Origin of the sequence: Serratia sp. OS31, from assembly GCF_014164835.1 — a bacterium.
Taxonomy (GTDB): domain Bacteria; phylum Pseudomonadota; class Gammaproteobacteria; order Enterobacterales; family Enterobacteriaceae; genus Serratia; species Serratia liquefaciens_A.
Genome location: NZ_JACJFQ010000022.1, coordinates 57,831 through 73,584, shown reverse-complemented (window position 1 = coordinate 73,584; position 15,754 = coordinate 57,831). Strand labels below are relative to the sequence as shown.

Here is a 15,754-nt window from a genome sequence, read left to right as displayed (position 1 = left end):
TTTCTCCAGAGTATTTATTCAAATGCAGAGGGGCGACTGATTCGCCGCCCTGATAACAAAATTAGTCGCCGTTGCTTAAGAAAGCCTTACGCGATCGAAAAGCCCAGCTTGTGCAGCAGTTCCGCACTGGCGCTGTCATCGCACTGGACGCGCAATGAAGACCATTCACGGCGCTCCTGATAATGTTTGCGCAGACGATCAAACTCGCCCGGTTGCCCGGCCACTTTACGCAGTGGTGCGTCGTCGCGGCGCACATCATACACCAAGTGCATCAATCGTTTTAATTTGCCTTCGTCCAGTGGTCCATTGAGCTGGATCTGGCTGAACTCCGGCACCGGCAGCAATGAGGCCAGTTCGATCTGCTGCGGCTGCCCCAGATGGCGGCTGAAGGCCTCGAAGACCTGCGTCGTGCCGCGCGCCTTGCCCTCCAGCGTGTAACCGGCGATATGCGCGGTACCGATATCGACCCGCGCCAGCAGCGGCAGAGACAGCTCCGGCTCCGGTTCCCACACGTCCAGCACCGTGCTCAGCTTTTTGCCTTTTTCCAGCGCCTGCAACAGCGCCGCATTGTCGACGACCGGACCGCGGCAAGCGTTGATCAGAATCCGGTTGTCCGGCAGCGCCGCCAGCAAATCGGCGTCCGCCAGGTGCAGTGAATGGTAAGGACCGGATTTATTCAGCGGGGTGTGGAAGGTCAGCACGTCTGCTTCCGCCACCAGCTTCTCCAGCGGCCAGAATTCACCGCTGTCACCACGATCGGCACGCGGCGGATCGCACAGTAAGGTACGCACGCCCAGGGCTTTCAAACGGGCATCCAGCCGTGAACCTACGTTGCCGACGCCGATAATGCCGACGGTTTTATCGCGCAGGTGAAAACCGTCACGCTCGGCCAGCAACATCAGCGCAGAGAAGACATACTCCACCACGGCAATGGCGTTGCACCCCGGCGCCGCAGAAAAACCTATGCCCTGCTGTTGCAACCAGGCGTCGTCTACGTGATCGGTGCCGGCTGTCGCGGTGCCGACAAAACCAATGCGGGTGCCGGCCAGCAGCGCTTCATTCACTTTAGTGACCGAGCGCACCATCAACGCATCGGCATCCGCCAGCGCATCACTCGGAATTGGGCGGCCAGGCACGGCCTGTACGTTCCCCAGGCGACTGAACAATTCAGTCGCGTACGGCATATTTTCATCAACCAGGATTTTCACTTGTTGCTCCGACGGTTTACGGCTATTTATACCCAAAATAATTGGCGCCGCATCAAGGCGGTAAGAGCAGGAGTCACCAGAAGCTTACTCAAGTAAGTGACTGGGGTGAGTGCTCGCAGCCAACACAGAGGCGGCGCCAAGTATGAAGAGTTATCTGGGAAATAGTGTGCCACTGAATCATGCCCGGCGAAAGCGCTCGGGGGTGGTGCCGGCGATTTGCTGAAACATGACGATAAACGCCGACGCAGAGCTATAGCCTACTTCCAGCGCAACCTCTTGTACGGTTTTACCCTGCTCCAACAGCGAAACAGCATGCAAAAAACGCAGGCGCTGGCGCCATTCGCTAAACGACATCCCCAAGTCCTGCTGGCAGCGGCGCGACAGCGTGCGTTCAGTGGTGTAGACCCGAGTGGCCCAGATGGCGAGCGAGGTATTGTCCGACGGACAGTGCTCCAGGGCTTCCAACACCGGTGCCAAAAATTTGTCTTCGGAGGTCGGCAGATAAGTTTGCTGCACCGGTGAGATATGCAGTTGGTCGATCAACGCGCGGCACAGGCGTAAATCCTGTTTGCTTTGCGGGATGTATTGTTTGCGAGCGTAAAAATCTTCGGCAATGGCGCGGAAAATCGGGGTAACGCTGACCAGACAAGGTTCTTCCGGCAAACCGGCACACAGCGGCAGCGCAATATCCACCATGCGACACTGCGCCAAGCGCTGGTTATAGCAGGAGTGTTCAATCTCCGCCGGCGCCCACAACACAAATTCCGGCGGTGCCAAAAAGCGCTGGCCGCCGATACGCAGCACCATGACGCCAGCTTTTACCCACATCAACTGTCCCCAGCTGTGGCGATGTGGCTGGAACTCGGTACGAGCATTGAACTCCTCGCAGCGGAACTGCACCGGCCGCGGCGCCGGGATCAAGGCTTCTGGGAAATGGCGGATTTCTGGCATGGTTTCGCCCCGTTACTTGTCTTGTTTGGCAGAAAATTTGTCTGAATATCGCTATATATAATAAACCGGACACGAGTACACTAGCCAGCATGTTAGTCGTTAATGAGAATAATTATCATGAATATGCTCTTCCCTTTGCTGGCGGTTCTGATTTGGTCAATCAACGCCGTGGTCAGCAAACTCTCGGCCACCGCTATCGATCCGGCCGCGATCTCCTTCTACCGCTGGTTGCTGGCGCTGATCACCCTGACGCCGTTCGTGCTGCCCGGCGTGATCCGCCATTGGTCGGCAATACGCACCAACTGGTGGAAATTGCTGGTTCTTGGCATGCTGGGCATGGTGCTGTATCAGAGTCTGGCCTATTACGCGGCGCACAGCGTCAGCGCGCTGTTTATGGGCATTATTGTCTCGCTGATCCCATTACTGACCATTCTGATCAGCATCGTGTTGTTGCGCGTCGCTCCCACGGTAGGTATTGCCATCGGCAGCCTGTTGTCTTTGGGCGGCTTGATCTGGCTGGTGAGTGCCGGTAACCCGGGTGAGTTGCTGCAGCACGGCATCGGCAAGGGGGAATTGATGATGTTCGCCGCCACCGCCTCTTATGCGCTGTACGGCGTGCTGACCAAACGTTGGGCGATTGCCCTGCCGAACTGGCAGTCGTTGTATGTGCAGATCCTGTTCGGCGTGGTGCTGTTACTGCCGAACTTCCTGATGGCACAAGACGTGTCTCTGACCAGCCAAAACATCCCGCTGGTGCTGTTTGCCGGCATTCCGGCCTCGATTGTCGCACCTTATCTGTGGATCCACGGCGTTATGCGCCTGGGGGCCAACACCGCGTCGATCTTTATGAACCTGGCTCCGGTATTTACCGCCATCATTGCGGTGCTGTTCCTGCATGAACACCTGCACAGCTACCATCTGATCGGCGGCGGCATTACCCTACTGGGCGTGATCCTGTCGCAGCGCCTGCGTACGCCGCTGGGGCGCAAGGCAAAACAAGCCGCAGAATGTCAGAGCTAAGATAACAATTGAAAACGCACCCGCACCAGCAGGCCACCCAGCGTGGCCGAGGTCAACAGCTCCGGGCGGGTGCCGTGATAACGGGTGATATCGCTGACCAGCGCCAGCCCCAATCCGGCACCGGGTTGATCACCCACGTTATCCAGCCGATGAAACGGCTGCAGCGCCTGCGCGGTATCCTGTTGGGCAATGCCCGGGCCGCTGTCTTCAATTTCCAATATTCCCTCCCCGGCCTGCTTGTCCAGGGTTAAACGTGCGGTGACCGTGCCCTGATGCGGCGTATACTTCAGTGCGTTATCCAGCAAGTTGGCACACAGTTCGGTTAGCAACAGCGTTTCTCCGCCGACCCAACAAACCGCTTCTCCCTCGTACCCCAAATCGATACGCTTGCTGCGGGCCTGGGGTAAACGTGAAAAGCAGGCGTCACGCAGCACCTGCGCCAGGTTTACCGGCTGCAGTTGGCGATCGGCGTGGTGCTCATGAGCTTTGAGCCGCGAAAGGTAGAGCAGGCGATCGGTCAGCGCCACGGTGTTATCCAGCGTTGCGCTCATGGCCAGCAAGCTTTCCCGCCACTGCTCCGGCTTATCGCTGGCCAGCGCCACTCCCACCTGGGTTTTCAATACGGTCAACGGCGTGCGCAGCTGATGTGAAGCGTCGGCGCTAAAACGTTCCTGTCGTGCGACCATCACCCGCAGCCGTTCAATATAGCGGTTGAATGCCAGCAACAGCGGCTGCATTTCCGACCAGGGCAACACCATCGGCAACGGCGTCAGCTCACCCGGGTCACGCCGCAGCATAATGCCGGAAAGCTTGCGCATCGGCTTAAGCACCCGCTTGAGCAACGCAAAGGCCAGGATCATGGTCAGCACAACCACGGTTCCCTGGCTGAGCAAAGCGGAAAGCATCATCTGCCTTGCCAGATAGCGGCGCGACTCCAGGGTTTCCGCCACCAGAATGGTGGCCATGCCCATCACTCCGGATTCGTTGACCGGCTGGTACAGGGCAGCGACGCGGATCGGCCGGCCGCGATATTCGGCGTCATAGAAATGCACCAGCGCCGGGTACAGGCTTGAGCGCAAAATATGCGGCGGCATCGTCGGCAGATCGTCATAGCCGGAGATACTTACGCCCTGCGGGGAGATCACTTCGTAGTAGAGTTGATCGTTCATGTTGCGCTCAAAGCTGTCGAGCACCACGTAGGGCACATCCGCCTCAAGCCGGCCATTTCGCACCACCAACCGTTCCGCCACGGTACGCGCTGACGCCAGCAACGTGCGATCGTAAGCCAGCGTAGCGGCATTCATCGCGCTGAAGTAGTGGGTATAAATCGAGATGCCGCCCAACACCAGCAGCGGCAGGCCAAAGAACAACAGCAGTTGATAAAATAGCGATTGCGGCGCGTTAAACCACCTCATTGCAAAGCTCCAGGCTGTAGCCCAGACCGCGCAGAGTGATTATCGCCACGTTGCTGCCCTGCAGTTTTTTTCGCAGCCGGTGGACATAGAGTTCAATGCTTTCCGGATTGGCCTCGTCGGCCAAAGTAAACACCTGTTCAAACAACTGCTGTTTGGCCACCGGCCGGCCACGGCGGTGAATCAACGCGGTCAGCACCGCCAGTTCACGCGGCGTCAATTGCAGCGGTTTGTCGTCCAGCTGAAAATAGCCTTCATCGAGATAGGTCAGCGCGCCGTATTTCAGCGCCTGCTGAGTCACACCGACGCTGCGGCGCAGCAACGCGCGAATGCGCGCCTCCAGTTCATCCAGTTCGAAAGGCTTGGTGAGATAATCGTCTGCCCCCAGGTTCAGCCCTTTAACCCGATCGGCAACGTCGGTTCTGGCCGTCAGCAACAGCACCGGTAAGTCCTGTCCTCGCTTGCGCAGACGGGCCAGCAGATCCAGCCCGTTCAGCCGCGGTAACGCCACGTCCAGCACCATCAGCGCATAGGATTCGTTTAACAGCAAATGATCGGCCGCCAGCCCGTCCGGCGCGACGTCGACGGCAAAACCGACGCCGGTTAACGCCTTTTGCAGCCAGTGGGATAACTCGGGATGATCCTCAACCAATAACAGACGCATGTTTCCATTCCATTGATTTTTCTATGCCCGCAGGCCGAATGCTGAGCGATGACGTCAGCATCCGACTTATTGTCAATTAACATCTTTATAACAGCAGGATGGCACGGAAGACGCAGTGATAGAAGGGTTGCTCCCATTCAGTTTTGGGAGCTGGAACACAATTGCGACACGGAATAAACCCTGAGCCGTCGGCAACAGGGCTAATTCGGTTAGTCAGCCACTACATTGCGATTTCGCAGTCGGCCAGGGCGATATCCAGTACCGGTTTCAATTTGGCGGGGGTAAACGGCGGAGACACCAGCACCGAGCGGTTGTTGGCGGCGAAGACCAGATCAATACCGGTGATACAGGCCGTCATGTGGCAAGCGTATTTTTCACCTTTGTCATTCGAAAAATGCAGTTCAAAAACGCCGATATCCGCTCGCAGGCGCTTAACACGACAATGGCCTTCTTTCCCAACAGCCTCGGCATAAGCCGCGGGCAACATCTTGATGGCACTCACTTTATTGCCGTCCTTGCTGCCGAATAACTTCCCTAATGAAAACATAATAATGCACCTTCATTCATTTTATTTTTCGGCATTTTATCGCAAGACGAAACCGATAAAACTGATATTACGCAGGCTTTACGCGAGGTTTACGCACTGTTATTCCTTCATCGCATGTGTTAACCGGCGGGCAATCAGGACGATGGTCAGTCGTGTAATTCTCGCTAACAGGAGACGCGTATCACATCCCGGAAACTTTTCCCTCGGTTGAAAGGTAAATGAAAGGTTGTTGATTTAACAATCCAGCAACCCGTATCGGCGGGGATCCACACCGACTGAAAAATACCTTGGGGAAAGCAATGAAAAAAATAATCACCCGAACACTGACCGCTACCGCTCTGCTGCTGGCCACCCATCAGGCTTTTGCCCTGGAAGCGCCGAAACGCACCGAATGCATCGCTCCTGCCAAGCCTGGCGGGGGATTTGACCTGACCTGCAAGCTGATCCAGGTCTCGCTGCAAGAAACCAAAGCCATCGACAAACCGATGCGCGTGACCTATATGCCCGGCGGCGTCGGCGCGGTGGCTTACAACGCCATCGTGGCTCAGCGCCCGGCGGAATTCGGCACGGTAGTCGCCTTCTCCGGCGGCTCGCTGCTGAATCTGTCACAGGGAAAATTCGGCCGTTACAACGTCGATGACGTCAAATGGTTGGCCGCTGTCGGCACCGACTACGGCATGATCGCCGTGCGTGCCGACTCACCGTACAAAACCCTGAAAGACCTGATGAACGCCTTCCAAAAAGATCCCAACAGCGTGGTGTTCGGCGCAGGCGCTTCGATCGGTAGTCAGGACTGGATGAAAACCGCCCTGCTGGCGCGCGAAGTCGGCGTCGATCCGCACAAGATGCGTTACGTGGCGTTCGAAGGCGGCGGCGAGCCGGTTACCGCCCTGCTCGGCAACCACATTCAGGCCGTTTCCGGCGATCTGAGCGAAATGGTGCCTTACCTGCAGGGTGACAAAATTCGCGTGCTGGCGGTGTACTCCGAACAGCGCCTGCCGGGCCAGTTAGCCGATGTTCCGACCGCCAAAGAGCAAGGGTTCAATCTGGTCTGGCCGATCATTCGCGGCTTCTACGTTGGCCCGAAGGTCACGGAAGAGGAGTACCAGTGGTGGCTCGATACCTTCAAGAAAATGATGACAACCGATGAATTCAAGCAACAGCGCGATCTGCGCGGCCTGTTTGAATTCGACCTGACCGGCAAAGAATTGGACGCCTACGTGAAAAACCAGGTCAATCAGTACCGTGAACAGGCCAAAGTTTTCGGCCTGGCCAAATAACCGGGGGCTACCATGAGCGATCGCATTTTTGCCGGGTTCTGGCTGCTGCTGTGCATCGGCGGCCTGTTTATTGGTTGGGGCATCCAGAGCGAATACAGCTATGAACCACTGGGGCCGCGCCCCTTCCCGCTGGCTATTCTCAGCCTGATGGCGCTGTGTGCGGCACTGTTGCTGTTGAACAAACCGCAGGCCGTTGAATGGCCGCACAACAAGGTGATGCAGCGCCTGCTGGTACTGGTGATCACGCTGGTGCTGTACGCCTGGGGCTTCGAGTGGCTCGGCTTCCCGCTGGCGACCGCGCTGCTTACCTTCAGCATTGGCCTGCTGTTCCAGGCCAGCCTGACGGCGGCATTGGTGTCCGGCGCGATCATGGGTGTTGCGCTCTATTACGCCTTTGACCGCTTACTTGATGTGACACTGCCACTCGGCGTTTGGCTGAGCTAACGGGGGCGATGATGGAAACCTGGATGTATTTGTCTCAAGGGTTCGAGGTGGCGTTAGTGCCCCAGAACCTGATTATCGCCCTGATCGGCTGTTTCGTCGGCACTATTGTCGGCCTGCTGCCGGGACTGGGCCCGATCAACGGCGTGGCTATCCTGCTGCCGCTGGCGTTTGCGCTCAAGTTGCCGGCCGAGTCCGCGCTGATCCTGCTGGCGACGGTGTATATCGGCTGCGAATACGGCGGGCGTATCTCCTCGATCCTGCTCAATGTGCCGGGGGATGCCGCAGCGATCATGACCGCGCTGGACGGTTATCCCATGGCACAGCAAGGCCGTGCCGGCGTCGCGCTGTCGATTTCGGCAGTCAGCTCCTTTATCGGTTCGATGATCGCCATCGGCGGGATTATTCTGTTTGCCCCGCTGCTGGCCCGTTGGTCACTGGCATTTGGCCCGGCGGAGTATTTCGCCCTGATGGTGTTCGCCATCGCCTGCCTGGGCAGCATGATGAGCCAGAACCCGTTGAAGTCGCTGCTGGCGGCGCTGATTGGCCTGGGGTTGGCGACGGTCGGGGTGGATGCCAACACCGGCGTTTATCGCTTTACCTTCGACAGCGTTCACCTCTCCGACGGCGTGCAGTTTATCGTGGTGGTGATTGGCCTGTTCTCGGTCAGTGAAATTCTGCTGATGCTGGAAAGCACCAGTACCGGGCAAAAACTGGTGCGTAAAACCGGCCGCCTGCTGTTTAACCGCAAAGAGGCCGCCGAGTGCGTGGGCCCTACGCTACGCTCTTCGGTGATCGGTTTCTTCGTCGGTATTCTGCCGGGTGCCGGGGCCACCATCGCCAGCGCCCTCACCTACATGACCGAAAAGAAAATCAGCGGCAACAGCGAAACCTTCGGTAAAGGGGATATTCGCGGCGTCGCTGCGCCCGAAGCGGCCAATAATGCTTCGGCCTGCGGCTCGTTCATTCCGATGCTGACGCTGGGCGTGCCGGGTTCCGGCACCACGGCAGTGATGATGGGGGCGCTGACGCTGTACAACATCACGCCAGGCCCGGCAATGTTCACCGAACAGCCGGACATTGTCTGGGGGCTGATTGCCGCGCTGCTGATTGCCAACGTGATCCTGCTGATCATGAACCTGCCATTGGTGGGCCTGTTTACCCGCATGCTGACCGTTCCATTGTGGTTCCTGGTACCGGCGATTGCCGCGGTGTCGGCGGTCGGTGTTTACGCGGTACACAGCACCACCTTTGATCTGCTGTTGATGGTCGGGCTGGGGGTGTTTGGTTACATACTGAGGAAAATGCACTTCCCAATGTCACCGCTGATCCTGGGCTTCGTTCTGGGGGAGATGCTGGAGCAAAACCTGCGCCGTGCGCTGTCGATCAGCAACGGTGAGTTCAGCATCCTGTGGGGTAGCGGCATCGCGCAAACGCTGCTGGTGCTGGCGGTATCCGTGCTGGTGCTGCCGCTGCTGTTGCGCAGAATACGCAAACGCCGCCTGACGGCGGAAGCGGCCAAGGCCGAGTAAGCAAAAAGGGCGGAGTATTAACTCCGCCCTTTTCATTTAACGCTTAATTTCGCTTATCGCCCGTTCAAGGGCTGCAATATCGTCATTGGCCAGCAAAGGCTGCACCTGAGCAAAATCCTCGGCCGACAGATCATAAATGCGCAAAGCGAGTAGCCTAGCTACAATCTGCGGAGCAAAGCGCAGTCTTATTGGTCGCGCCGGATTACCCCCCACCAGGGTGTAAGGCTCAACATCCTTCGTCACAACGCTGCCGGCGGCGACTATCGCTCCTTCACCAATCGTCACGCCCGGCATCAGCATCGCCCGCATGCCTATCCAGCAGCCGTCCCCTAACCGGGTGTCGCCCCTCGGCTGATAGGAAGCCAGAATGCTTTCCATCATCGGATACAGGCAGAACCAATCGGCACGATGGGTATGGTTGCCCCCCATCAGGATCACCGCTTCGGCGGCAATGCAGACATAATCGCCGATCAGCAGTTGGTCTATCGTCCCAAGCGGCTGCCACTGTTGGCTGACCTCGTCTCCGTGCAAATAACGCACCACGGAGCGCTCAAAGCCGTCATCCAGATAGTCGCTGTAATAGCTGTGGGTCCCTTTGACGATAATATTGGGGTTGGTCACCGTTTGGTGTAACAGTTCTGTTTTTGACCAGTGTTTTTCAGTCATGGCGCTTTATCTTATTCATTGCAAGAGCCACAGCAAAATGTCTGTGGCAGTGTTTTTTGGTCGCAAAACACTGCCGCTTTAAGCGATTAACGCCCGTTTTAATCTTGGGTTATTGGTCATTGTTACCTCCACATCTGGGCGAAGTTTAACAAATCACGTCGCAGCCGTCTTGCTCTTCAGCATCAGCACCCCGCCCATCACCAACGCACTGCCCAGCAGCTGTAACTGATTCATGCTTTCCCCCAGCAGGAAGTAAGCGATCGCTGCCGTGAACACCAGTTCCAGCGACAAGATCAGGTTCGCCACCGCCAGCGGCAAGGTTTTCAGGCTGATGTTGTACAGGCCGAACCCCAACAGCGTTGGGCCGGCGGCCAGGGTCAGCAGCAACCACCAGCCCCCCCACTCGATGCCCTGAACGCCCTGGGACAGGAACCACAATGACCCCGTCATGCCGTGGAACGCCTCCAGCGGGTAAAAGGTCAGCGCGGCATTGAACAACCACTGATAGACGGCCGAAAAGCCGAACACGTACAGGATGGTGTTCCACACCGGGTAGCGCCGCTCGGTTGCGACCCGCCCGCCCAGCGTATAGAGGGTGTAACCGATGCCGGACAGCATGCCCACCACCAGCCCCAACAGGTTAAAATGGCTGTTGCCCATGCTGTCGCCGTTGCTGACCAGAAAACAGCCGCCCAGGCTGACCACAATCACCACCAACTGACGCAGGCTCAGGCGCTCGCTGTACATCATCCAGCCGAGAAACACGGTAAAACCGACCGAGCAGTAGGTCAGGATAGTCGCCACCGACGCACCGTTCAGCGCCACCGACAGCGTCCACAGGCTGTTGAACACCGCCAGCAGCAGACCGTAACAGGCATAAAAGGGGATCTGCGAACGCTGTAAACGCGCCCATTCGGGTTTGAACAGCAGCAGTACCGGCAACAGCACCAGAGCAACCAGCGCCGCGCGCCAAAAGGCCAGCACAAAGGTCGGCAGGTGAAAATACTCCGTCAGCACGCGGATAATAATGGCGGTAAAGGCCAGCAGCATGGCGCTGATGATAGCAATCACATACCCCTGACTGCTGCCCTGTAAAATACGTGCCCCCGGAAAAACCGGCCTGGCTGAGATACCCGATGGTAATGACATGACACCCTCAAAAAACGGCGATAGTGGACTCAGGCGAGATTCTAACGCCGCGCAACTTTACCGCCAGAGCCACTTTCCCCCGATGTTATACAGGCCACTTTTACCCTCTTGAAGCCCTTTAACTATGGGGTATAGTAAAAAGTAACACCGCTAACCGGGCCAATTTTGCATGCATATTCCCTTAGACCGTCAGCAAAACATTCCTTTATATCTGCAAATTGAGGAAGCGCTGCGGCGGGCGATCCTCAGCGGCGCATTTGTCGACGGCGATAAGCTGCCCTCCACGCGCACGCTGGCCGCCAAGCTGGCGGTCAGCCGGTTGACGGTGGAAAACGCCTATGCCGAACTGGCGGCCAAAGGCTTTTTGCACCAGCGGCGCGGCAGCGGCGCCTATGTTTTGCACCCGCTGATCCAGCCCGCCCAGCCACGGCCGGCAAGCGATGCGCCCTTCCCGGCGGAGCGTTTCACCCCCCTGACCTCTCGGCTGGATGGCTACCCCGATACGCCGTTGCCGGACAACATCATCAACTTTGCCGCCGGCGTCGGCAGCCCGAAAGTCTTTCCGCAGGAGGAGTTCCGCAAAATATTGCTGTCGGTGCTCAGCCGCCATGCGGAAGAAGCCTTCAGCTATGGCGAATACTGCGGCTATTACCCGCTGCGCGATACGCTGGGACGGATCCTCACCGCCCAGGGTATTCCGACCCATGCAGAGCAACTGCTGATCACCAACGGTTCGCAACACGCCATCAGTCTGATAGTGCAAAGCCTGCTGGAGCCGGGCGACACGGTGATTGTCGAACAACCGACCTACGCCGAAGCGCTGGGGCTGCTTCGCCAGCACCGCATCAATATCGTCACCGTCGCCAGCGACCGGCACGGCATGTTGGTTGAACAGCTGCCCGCACTGATCGAAAAACACCAACCGAAGTTGATTTACACCATTCCCAATTTTCATAACCCCACCGGCCGCTGCATGAGTGAAGCGCGCCGTCGACGCCTGCTGGCACTGGCCCAGCAGGCCGGTGTAGTGATATTGGAAGACGATTTTGTCGGCGATCTGCGCTACAACGGCAAACAGCTGCCGTCGCTGCGATCGCTGGCGCAGCCGGGGGCGGTGATTTACGTCAGTACCTTTTCAAAAATGCTGCTGCCCAGCATGCGCATCGGTTACCTGGTGGCGGACAGCGAACACTATCAGCGACTGGCTCGACTGAAACACGTCGACAGTTTTACCAGCTCCAACCTGATCCAACGGGCACTGGACGCATTCGTCACTATCGGTCGTTACGACAAGCAGCTGCGACGCGCCGGGCGGTTATATCGCCAGCACAGAGACGTGATGGTGGCAGCCTTGCAGCAGCAACTGCCGCCCGGCTGTCAGTTTGAAACGCCGGAGGGTGGACTGTTTATCTGGCTGATGCTGCCTGCCGCCGTCAGCACCGAGGCGTTGATGCCGCTGGCCTGGCGACACGGCGTCACCTTTGCGCGTGGGGAGTGCTTTTATGCCGAAGAACAGCAAGGCGCACATGGCCTGCGATTGAATTTCGCCGCCAATACGCCGCCGCAGATAGAAGAAGGTATCGCCCGACTGTGCCGGGCGATTAATGAGGTCATCACTTCAGAATAAGCCGCGGTTCAGAGCCCGGCCCACCATAGCCGCAGCTTCATTCCCCAATAGCTGGTCCAGCCGGTGGTGCTTTGCACCACCTTGCCCTGGGAAATGACCACCAACGTAGGCGTGACGCCGATCTGCCACTGCGCCGACAGCTCACCACGGGGATCGTTAACCACCGGCAACGTCACACGCTTGCCCGCCAGCCACTGTTCCACCTGACGATCGTCGCCGGAACGCAGCGCCACGGTCAATACGTTGCCGCCCTCGCCGACCATTCTGGCGACATACGGCGTGGTAAACCGGCAAACCCCGCACCAGCTGGCCCAGAAATAAACCAGCAGCGGCTTGTCCTGGCTGAGCTGCGCCAGCGAGACTTGTTCGCCGTTCAAAGTCGTCAACGGTTGCGAATCGAACGCCGCCGGTGGCTGCGGCGCGCGTAGCCAGTCCATCCCGAAGGCAACCGCCAGCACAATCAGCAACAGGATCAGCAGTTCGCGGCCCCAACGTCGCAGTTTAGCCATTGTTAACCTTCGCAAGCTGTTGTTTCACTACCGCCTCCAGATCCTCATACGACACCGCGCCTGGCAGCATTTGATCGCCGATCAGGGTGGCTGGCGTTCCTTGTACTCCAAGCTGCTCCGCCAATGCCATATTGGTGCGCAAGGTGGTCATGCTCTGTTCGCTTGGTGCAACGGCTTTAACCCCGGTTTTCTGCTGTGCGGCAGCGATGCTGGCCGTGTCATGGAAGCCTTTTTTCGCCATCAACCGCTGATGCAGCGCCCAGAATTGGTCCGGGTGTTGCTGCCAGGTCGTCAGCGCCACGCGTGCAGAACTGACGGAGCTCTCTCCTTTGAACGGCAGCAGTTTTATCACCAGTGCCACATCAGGATACTGTTTGACGATTTTTTCCAGCATCGGGTCAAAACGCTTGCAGTATGGGCAGTTGTAATCGGTAAAGGCCACCAGCGTCAGTTTGGCGTTGGCCGCTCCCAAACGTGGGCTGGCCGGATCTTGGTATAGGGTTTTGGCGTTTTGCTTGATCGCCTGGCTGATTTGCTGACCAGCGGTCTGTTGCTGCCAGGCATCCACCGCCTGCGCCAGAATATCCGGGTTCGACACCAGCGTTTCGCGGATCAGCTCTTTAATCCGCACCTCTTGCTCCGGGGTAAAAGGAGCCGCAGCCCAGACCGGAGTAACTATCAGCATCAGTAACATCAGTAATTTTTTCATTGTGAATTTCCTTTGGCGGCGGACAGGGTTTGCAAGACGGCATCGCGGGTCAACAGCGGGGATAACACCACGCCGTCAGGGCTACCGGGGCCATAAATCTGGTTAAAAGGCACGGCAACGCTGCCGCGTTTTTGCAGGAAAGCGCTAATCTCGGCCGAAGGACGGCTCCAGTCTCCTCGCAGGGCTACGACGTCGCCGGCGCTCAGCGCTTTCTGCACGTCATCACGCAACAGCACGTTGAATTTGTTGGCTTTACAGGTTACGCACCAGTCAGCGGTGACGTCGACAAACACCCGTTTGTTCTGAGCGAGTGCCTGGGCGATCGCCTGTTCACTTAGCGGTTGCCAGGTGACATTGTCGTGCAGCGGCTGACGCCACAGCCCGGCGGTCAGCGAACCGGCCAATAACACCACGCCGACCAGCACCAGCGTGCCGGCCGCCAGCTTGGCCGCCAGACGAACCCCATGTTGCCAGCCTACCGCCAACAACAAGGCCAACAGTGCGATACCGCCCAATGCCAGCGTCGGCAAGGTGCCAATATGATTGACCATCAGGCTCAGCAGCCACAGTGAAGAAGCCAGCATCAGCAGCCCCATGGCCCAGCGTAAAGTGTTCATCCAACGCCCCGGACGCGGCAGGCGCAGCGCTAAAGCAGGCCATGCGGCAATCAGCAGCCAAGGCAGGCTCATGCCGACGCCCAGCGCTACAAACATGCCCCACAGCACCGGCAGCGGCGCAGCCAGTGCAAAGGCCACGGCAGTGCCCAGGAAGGGAGCCGAACAGGGCGTCGCCAGCAAGGTGGCAAATGCGCCCTGCCAGAAATGCCCGCTCAGGCCACGGCCGTTATGGGTCGCCAGTTTGGTATTGAGGGAGGAGGACAGCTGCAGATGGAACAGGCCAAACAGGTTTGCACTGAACAGCAGCGTCACCAGCGCCATAAAGCCGATAAACCACGGGTTTTGGAACTGAATGCCCCAGCCAAGCGCCTGGTTGCTCAAGCGCAGCAGCGTCATCAGCAACGCTAGCGCCATAAAGGACGCCACAATGCCGAACGAGGACGCCAGGAACTGCAGCCGAATGCTGTGTCGGTCGCGCTGCTCCACCTGCAAAATCGATCCCAGTTTGATGCCGAGAACCGGCAGCACACAGGGCATCAGGTTGAGGATCAGGCCCCCCGCCAGCGCCATTAGCACCGCTTGCCACAGCGAGAAACTGGCCGCATTCGGTAGCGCCAGCGGCCCACCAATTGGCAATGTCACCTGCTGCGCCATGCCACCGTCGCCGATCACCAGCGTCAGGGTTTTACCGCGCAGATCCGGGGCGCTGTCACCCCAGCCATCGCTGACCGGTACCCGCGCCGTCATCAGTGAGCCTTCGCTACTGACCCGTGGCTTGCCGAGGTCTGCGTCTTCCAGCGTGTCGAAGAACAGCTCCGGCTGTTGCCAACCGGCGGCTCGCTCGGCGCTGATCTGCAATTCGCCATTGAGATAACCGGCCTTGATGCTGTCCACCAGCCCCTCGGCAATAGGCACTTGCCCCATCGCCTGGGCAAAGTCGTGGGTAAACTGCGCCTCTGACGGCGCGGCAAGATCCAGACTGAACGGATAGTCGGTCAAAATACAGACGTTGCTGCAGGTGGACAGCGTCAGCGTGCCAGCCAACTGGCGCGGTGCCGTTCCCTTCATCACCATCGGTAGCTCGACCCGATCGTGGTAGCCCTGAGTGGAAATGCCGGCCACCTCAAAACGCTGCGGCGTCGGCCAATGCCAGGTCACCGGGGGCGGGTTGCCTTGCCAGGTTATTGCCGGCGCAATGCCGCCTTCCCCCGGCGAACGCCAGTAGGTTTTCCAGCCTTTTTGCAGCTCAATAGCCAACAGCAGCCGGGTTTCCCCTGGCTGCGAGGTGTCAGCGCGCAGTCGCACCTTGGCATGATCGTTGGTCGGGCTTTGCAACCAGCCGCTGTCCGCCGCCTGCAAAGCGGGCAGCCACAGCATTAACAGGCAGACAAACGTCGACCTGATGATATTCAACATGTTTTT

The 15,754-nt window shown here is 58.3% G+C and carries 15 protein-coding genes; 5 read left to right on the top strand and 10 right to left on the bottom strand.

The window, feature by feature from the left end:
- Positions 1-86: 86 nt before the first annotated feature.
- Entirely contained in the window at positions 87-1,208 is a 1,122-nt protein-coding gene (pdxB, locus tag H5P17_RS17970; RefSeq protein ID WP_182824397.1) for a 4-phosphoerythronate dehydrogenase PdxB, read from the bottom strand.
- A 177-nt stretch (positions 1,209-1,385) separates the two neighbouring features.
- Entirely contained in the window at positions 1,386-2,159 is a 774-nt protein-coding gene (locus H5P17_RS17965; protein ID WP_046373045.1) for a helix-turn-helix transcriptional regulator, read from the bottom strand.
- A 117-nt stretch (positions 2,160-2,276) separates the two neighbouring features.
- On the opposite strand from H5P17_RS17965, the gene H5P17_RS17960 reads away from it, so the two are divergent.
- Positions 2,277-3,179 carry a DMT family transporter gene (locus H5P17_RS17960; protein ID WP_046373044.1) on the top strand — a complete coding sequence of 301 codons (903 nt, stop codon included), beginning with the start codon at positions 2,277-2,279 and terminating at the stop codon, positions 3,177-3,179.
- Here the strand turns inward: H5P17_RS17960 and H5P17_RS17955 are convergent.
- The 3 genes from H5P17_RS17955 to H5P17_RS17945 all read right to left on the bottom strand — a co-directional run bounded on the left by H5P17_RS17955 (position 3,176) and on the right by H5P17_RS17945 (position 5,802).
- Positions 3,176-4,594 (bottom strand): sensor histidine kinase, encoded by a 1,419-nt coding sequence (locus H5P17_RS17955; protein ID WP_044552667.1) that lies wholly within the window; start codon positions 4,592-4,594, stop codon positions 3,176-3,178. The genes H5P17_RS17960 and H5P17_RS17955 overlap by 4 nt on opposite strands.
- Positions 4,581-5,255 carry a transcriptional regulator TctD gene (gene tctD, locus H5P17_RS17950; RefSeq protein ID WP_182824395.1) on the bottom strand — a complete coding sequence of 225 codons (675 nt, stop codon included), beginning with the start codon at positions 5,253-5,255 and terminating at the stop codon, positions 4,581-4,583. The genes H5P17_RS17955 and tctD overlap by 14 nt, the downstream gene beginning before the upstream one ends.
- 220 nt (positions 5,256-5,475) lie before the next feature.
- Complete coding sequence (locus H5P17_RS17945; RefSeq protein ID WP_182824393.1) at positions 5,476-5,802, bottom strand: hypothetical protein; 327 nt, start codon at positions 5,800-5,802, stop codon at positions 5,476-5,478.
- Positions 5,803-6,101: 299 nt separating this feature from the next.
- Here H5P17_RS17945 and H5P17_RS17940 point away from each other — a divergent pair, with 299 nt between their 5' ends.
- From H5P17_RS17940 to H5P17_RS17930, 3 genes are read left to right on the top strand one after another with little or no spacing between them, the layout of a single operon-like run.
- The gene (locus H5P17_RS17940; protein ID WP_044552672.1) at positions 6,102-7,082 is read left to right on the top strand and encodes a tripartite tricarboxylate transporter substrate binding protein; all 981 of its coding nucleotides are present in this window, start codon (positions 6,102-6,104) and stop codon (positions 7,080-7,082) included.
- A 12-nt stretch (positions 7,083-7,094) separates the two neighbouring features.
- Positions 7,095-7,526, top strand: a complete 432-nt coding sequence (locus tag H5P17_RS17935; RefSeq protein ID WP_044552673.1) for a tripartite tricarboxylate transporter TctB family protein — start codon at positions 7,095-7,097, stop codon at positions 7,524-7,526.
- 11 nt (positions 7,527-7,537) lie between these two features.
- Entirely contained in the window at positions 7,538-9,055 is a 1,518-nt protein-coding gene (locus H5P17_RS17930) for a tripartite tricarboxylate transporter permease (RefSeq protein WP_182824390.1), read from the top strand.
- A gap of 36 nt (positions 9,056-9,091) precedes the next feature.
- Here H5P17_RS17930 and H5P17_RS17925 read toward each other — a convergent pair whose 3' ends face one another.
- Positions 9,092-9,721, bottom strand: coding sequence for a CatB-related O-acetyltransferase (locus tag H5P17_RS17925; RefSeq protein ID WP_044552676.1), 630 nt, complete (start codon positions 9,719-9,721; stop codon positions 9,092-9,094).
- A gap of 153 nt (positions 9,722-9,874) precedes the next feature.
- Positions 9,875-10,870 (bottom strand): DMT family transporter, encoded by a 996-nt coding sequence (locus tag H5P17_RS17920; RefSeq protein ID WP_182824388.1) that lies wholly within the window; start codon positions 10,868-10,870, stop codon positions 9,875-9,877.
- Between the two features lie 169 nt (positions 10,871-11,039).
- Between H5P17_RS17920 and H5P17_RS17915 the strand changes: the two genes are divergently transcribed.
- Positions 11,040-12,497, top strand: a complete 1,458-nt coding sequence (locus tag H5P17_RS17915; protein ID WP_182824386.1) for a PLP-dependent aminotransferase family protein — start codon at positions 11,040-11,042, stop codon at positions 12,495-12,497.
- Between the two features lie 8 nt (positions 12,498-12,505).
- On the opposite strand, the gene H5P17_RS17910 is transcribed toward H5P17_RS17915, so the two are convergent.
- The 3 genes from H5P17_RS17910 to H5P17_RS17900 are packed head-to-tail and all read right to left on the bottom strand — an operon-like array spanning position 12,506 to position 15,748.
- Positions 12,506-13,006, bottom strand: coding sequence for a protein disulfide oxidoreductase (locus tag H5P17_RS17910; RefSeq protein WP_182824384.1), 501 nt, complete (start codon positions 13,004-13,006; stop codon positions 12,506-12,508).
- Positions 12,999-13,715 carry a DsbA family protein gene (locus H5P17_RS17905; protein WP_182824382.1) on the bottom strand — a complete coding sequence of 239 codons (717 nt, stop codon included), beginning with the start codon at positions 13,713-13,715 and terminating at the stop codon, positions 12,999-13,001. Before H5P17_RS17905 ends, H5P17_RS17910 begins: the two co-directional genes overlap by 8 nt.
- The gene (locus H5P17_RS17900) at positions 13,712-15,748 is read right to left on the bottom strand and encodes a protein-disulfide reductase DsbD (protein WP_182824380.1); all 2,037 of its coding nucleotides are present in this window, start codon (positions 15,746-15,748) and stop codon (positions 13,712-13,714) included. The genes H5P17_RS17905 and H5P17_RS17900 overlap by 4 nt, the downstream gene beginning before the upstream one ends.
- Between the last annotated feature and the right edge of the window lie 6 nt (positions 15,749-15,754).

Excerpts from the sequence above, each read along its gene's own strand:
- H5P17_RS17910 (WP_182824384.1), bottom strand. The coding sequence starts at position 13,006 with ATGGCTAAACTGCGACGTTGGGGCCGCGAACTGCTGATCCTGTTGCTG.
- H5P17_RS17965 (WP_046373045.1), bottom strand. The coding sequence starts at position 2,159 with ATGCCAGAAATCCGCCATTTCCCAGAAGCCTTGATCCCGGCGCCGCGG.
- H5P17_RS17920 (WP_182824388.1), bottom strand. The coding sequence starts at position 10,870 with ATGTCATTACCATCGGGTATCTCAGCCAGGCCGGTTTTTCCGGGGGCA.
- H5P17_RS17955 (WP_044552667.1), bottom strand. The coding sequence starts at position 4,594 with ATGAGGTGGTTTAACGCGCCGCAATCGCTATTTTATCAACTGCTGTTG.
- H5P17_RS17900 (WP_182824380.1), bottom strand. The coding sequence starts at position 15,748 with ATGTTGAATATCATCAGGTCGACGTTTGTCTGCCTGTTAATGCTGTGG.
- H5P17_RS17930 (WP_182824390.1), top strand. The coding sequence starts at position 7,538 with ATGGAAACCTGGATGTATTTGTCTCAAGGGTTCGAGGTGGCGTTAGTG.
- tctD (WP_182824395.1), bottom strand. The coding sequence starts at position 5,255 with ATGCGTCTGTTATTGGTTGAGGATCATCCCGAGTTATCCCACTGGCTG.
- H5P17_RS17940 (WP_044552672.1), top strand. The coding sequence starts at position 6,102 with ATGAAAAAAATAATCACCCGAACACTGACCGCTACCGCTCTGCTGCTG.
- H5P17_RS17960 (WP_046373044.1), top strand. The coding sequence starts at position 2,277 with ATGAATATGCTCTTCCCTTTGCTGGCGGTTCTGATTTGGTCAATCAAC.
- H5P17_RS17945 (WP_182824393.1), bottom strand. The coding sequence starts at position 5,802 with ATGTTTTCATTAGGGAAGTTATTCGGCAGCAAGGACGGCAATAAAGTG.
- H5P17_RS17925 (WP_044552676.1), bottom strand. The coding sequence starts at position 9,721 with ATGACTGAAAAACACTGGTCAAAAACAGAACTGTTACACCAAACGGTG.
- H5P17_RS17905 (WP_182824382.1), bottom strand. The coding sequence starts at position 13,715 with ATGAAAAAATTACTGATGTTACTGATGCTGATAGTTACTCCGGTCTGG.
- H5P17_RS17935 (WP_044552673.1), top strand. The coding sequence starts at position 7,095 with ATGAGCGATCGCATTTTTGCCGGGTTCTGGCTGCTGCTGTGCATCGGC.
- H5P17_RS17915 (WP_182824386.1), top strand. The coding sequence starts at position 11,040 with ATGCATATTCCCTTAGACCGTCAGCAAAACATTCCTTTATATCTGCAA.